Origin of the sequence: Sphingomonas sanguinis, assembly GCF_001476905.1 — a bacterium.
Taxonomy (GTDB): Bacteria; Pseudomonadota; Alphaproteobacteria; order Sphingomonadales; family Sphingomonadaceae; genus Sphingomonas; species Sphingomonas sanguinis_B.
In genome coordinates this window covers 1-3,253 of the sequence record NZ_LDTE01000038.1, presented here as the reverse complement: position 1 = coordinate 3,253, position 3,253 = coordinate 1, and the positions used below count along the sequence as shown (strand labels likewise).

Genomic DNA, 3,253 nt, shown 5'->3' with positions numbered 1-3,253 from the left:
CGGGAGGGGTCGGGGGAGGGGAGTCCCTATCGGCACGTTACCGCGCCAATGGGACTCCTTCGACAGTTACTTGCCGAACACCCGCGCGAAGATCGTGTCGACATTCTTGTAGTGATAATCGAGGTCGAAGCGCGCCTCGATCTCCTCGACCGACAGCGCCGCCGTCACGTCGGCATCGGCCTTGAGCAATTCCATCAGCGACAATTCGCCGTCCGATTCCCAGACCTTCATCGCGTTGCGCTGGACCAGGCGATAGCTGTCCTCGCGGCTCACGCCCGCCTGGGTCAGCGCCAGCAGCACGCGCTGCGAGTGGACGAGGCCGCCCATCTTGTTGAGGTTCTTCTCCATCCGCGCCGGATAGACGACCAGCTTTTCGATGACGCCCGTCAGGCGGGCCAGCGCGAAGTCGAGGGTGATGGTCGCGTCGGGACCGATATAGCGCTCGACCGAGCTGTGGCTGATGTCGCGCTCATGCCACAGCGCGACATTCTCCAATGCCGGGGTCACGTAACCGCGCACCATGCGGGCGAGCCCGGTCAGGTTCTCGGTCAGCACCGGGTTGCGCTTGTGCGGCATCGCCGACGAGCCTTTCTGGCCGGGCGAGAAATATTCCTCCGCCTCCAGAACCTCGGTGCGCTGCAGGTGGCGGATTTCGGTCGCCAGACGCTCGATCGAGCTGGCGATGACGCCCAGCGTGGCGAAGAACATCGCATGGCGATCGCGCGGAATGACCTGGGTCGAGACGGGCTCGACGGTCAGCCCCATCTTCTCGGCAACATGCGCCTCGACGCTGGGGTCGATATTGGCAAAGGTGCCGACCGCGCCCGAGATCGCGCAGGTGGCGATGTCGGCGCGCGCCGCGATCAGGCGCGCGCGGTTGCGGTCGAACTCGGCATAGGCCTGGGCCAGCTTCAGGCCGAAGGTCACCGGCTCGGCATGGATGCCATGGCTGCGCCCGATCGTCGGGGTCAGCTTATGCTCATAGGCGCGGCGCTTGATGACCGCGAGCAGCGAGTCGAGATCCTCGATCAGGATGTCCGAGGCGCGGGCGAGCTGCACCGCCAGGCAGGTGTCGAGCACGTCGGACGAGGTCATGCCCTGGTGCAGGAAGCGCGCTTCCGGCCCGGTGCGCTCGGCGACATGGGTCAGGAAGGCGATGACGTCGTGCTTGGTCTCGGCCTCGATCGAATCGATGCGATCGATGTCGAAATCGCCCGCTGCCTTGTCGGCTTCCCAGATACGCGCTGCCGCTTCCTTGGGCACCACGCCCAGCTCGGCCAGCGCGTCCGTGGCGTGCGCCTCGATCTCGAACCAGATGCGGAAACGGGTCTGCGGGTCCCAGATTCGGGTCATGGGGGCACGGGAGTAACGCGGAATCATGGGGCACCTCTGATCGTGGAATCGGCACGGGCGACCGTGCACTCCCTCTCGGAATCACGGTGTGCCGTGCCGTTAGCAGGGACGAGCCGAGCCTTCAAATCCGAAGGGGCAATCCCCATATAGCAAAATGCAGATCGGGATCGTATCACTAACGACGAAGATGCGTTCCTGGTCTTCACAGTCATCGATCGAACCAAAGTAGGGAGAGACGAGATGATGAAATATGCTTTTCTTGGCGCCGCGATGATGGTGTCTGCCCCCGTTCTTGCGCAGGTGACTCCTGCGCCAGCCCAGACCACACCCGCCGCGCCGCAAGCGGCTCCCGCAACCTCGGCGGACCTGGCACAGACTGCGCAACCAGCAACTTCGACTGAAGCGGCTCCGGCGGGAGGGCAGGTCCAGGCGACCGGCAGCCAGATCGCGCAGGTCGTCGACACGCAGTTCCCGACCTATGACAAGGACGGCGACGGCAAGCTGAACAAGGCCGAATTCGCCCAGTGGATGGTCGCGCTGAAGTCGCAGACCGACCCCTCGACCAAGGCCGAGGCACCTGCGACGAAGAAGTGGGTCGGCAGCGCCTTTGCCCAGGCGGATACCGACAAGGACAAGACGGTGTCCAAGACCGAACTGACCGGCTTCCTGAGCCAGGGTCAGGGCTGATCGGCCTGACGAAATCGGAACACCCCTCCGTTCCGTACCATCCCTGAGCGGGGATGCGGGGCCGCCGGACCTTCGGGTTCTGCGGCCCTTTTGCTTGGTCCCATCGGCCAAGCAGACTCGGGAGGACGTTCGACCGCCCACGAAAAAGGGCAGGGGCGTCGCCGCCACCTGCCCTTCGTTTCGTTCGCTGACCCCGAGGGGCAAGCGAGGCCGGATCAGGCCTCTTCCGAACCTTCGGCCGCGTCGGTGGCCTGCGCCTCGGCGTCGATCGCCTCGTCCTCGGCGGTCAGGACCGTCGGGGCAACGATGGTGGCGATCGCGAAGTCGCGGTCGTCGATGGCGGGCTCGGCGCCCTTGGGCAGCTTCACGTCCGAGATGTGGATCGAGTCGCCGATCGCCAGACCCTTCAGCGAGACGCTGATTTCGGTCGGGATGTTGGCGGCGTCGACGACCAGCTCGATCTCGTGGCGGGTGACGTTCAGAACGCCGCCCTGCTTCACGCCGCTCTGGTCTTCGTCGGTGAACACGACAGGCACGGCGACCGTGACGGTCTCATGCTCGCCGATGCGCAGGAAGTCGACGTGCAGCGGGCGGTCGGTGACCGGATGGAACGCGACGTCCTTCGCCAGCGTGCGCTGGCCGTCCACCATGATGACCGAGGTGAAGAAATGACCGGTCATCAGCGCCTTGACGAGGGCCTTCTCTTCGAGATGGATCGACGCGGCGGCCTGGTTGCGGCCATAGATCACGGCGGGGACGCGGCCTTCACGACGCAGCGAACGGGAGGCTCCCTTGCCAACCTGATCGCGCGTCTCGGCGGCGAGCGTAAGGGTGTCGCTCATTCCAGTAACTCCGAAACAAAATGGATATAGGCTTCCGACCACGCCTCCAGGGATGACCATGACCGGAAGCGGCGGCGCATAGCGGCAAAGCCCGTAAAAGGCAAGCCACGCGCCGCCTCATCCTCAGAAGCGGATCGGCAAACCGATCAGGACTCGGCCATGCTCCGAGCCCGCCTGGGCGCGCAGGCGGACCGCGACGTTGCGGCCGATCTGCCGCTCAATCCCGATGCCGCCGACCAGCCCGCTGGGTCCGTTGCCGCCATCGTCGACGACGTTCACCAGCCGGATATCGTAGCGATAGCCGCCATAGCCCGCCTCGGCAAAGACCATGGTGCGATCGCCGAGCACATAGCCCGCCCGCGCGGTCAGGC

The 3,253-nt window shown here is 65.3% G+C and carries 4 protein-coding genes; 1 reads left to right on the top strand and 3 read right to left on the bottom strand.

Going from position 1 to position 3,253, the window contains the following annotated elements:
* Positions 1-66: 66 nt before the first annotated feature.
* Positions 67-1,380 carry an adenylosuccinate lyase gene (gene purB, locus SB4_RS07080; RefSeq protein ID WP_082670036.1) on the bottom strand — a complete coding sequence of 438 codons (1,314 nt, stop codon included), beginning with the start codon at positions 1,378-1,380 and terminating at the stop codon, positions 67-69.
* 213 nt (positions 1,381-1,593) lie between these two features.
* On the opposite strand from purB, the gene SB4_RS07075 reads away from it, so the two are divergent.
* Complete coding sequence (locus tag SB4_RS07075; protein WP_058752008.1) at positions 1,594-2,040, top strand: EF-hand domain-containing protein; 447 nt, start codon at positions 1,594-1,596, stop codon at positions 2,038-2,040.
* Positions 2,041-2,255: 215 nt separating this feature from the next.
* Here SB4_RS07075 and SB4_RS07070 read toward each other — a convergent pair whose 3' ends face one another.
* Together SB4_RS07070 and SB4_RS19955 are read right to left on the bottom strand one after the other, a co-directional pair.
* Entirely contained in the window at positions 2,256-2,882 is a 627-nt protein-coding gene (locus SB4_RS07070; protein WP_058752007.1) for a 50S ribosomal protein L25/general stress protein Ctc, read from the bottom strand.
* Positions 2,883-3,005: 123 nt separating this feature from the next.
* Positions 3,006-3,253 (bottom strand): outer membrane protein (locus SB4_RS19955; RefSeq protein ID WP_420893884.1); only part of this gene is annotated, 248 nt, incomplete at its 5' end.

What these genes read in the sequence shown, in the direction of transcription:
- purB (WP_082670036.1), bottom strand. Translation starts at nt 1,380, where the DNA reads ATGATTCCGCGTTACTCCCGTGCCCCCATGACCCGAATCTGGGACCCG.
- SB4_RS07070 (WP_058752007.1), bottom strand. Translation starts at nt 2,882, where the DNA reads ATGAGCGACACCCTTACGCTCGCCGCCGAGACGCGCGATCAGGTTGGC.
- SB4_RS07075 (WP_058752008.1), top strand. Translation starts at nt 1,594, where the DNA reads ATGATGAAATATGCTTTTCTTGGCGCCGCGATGATGGTGTCTGCCCCC.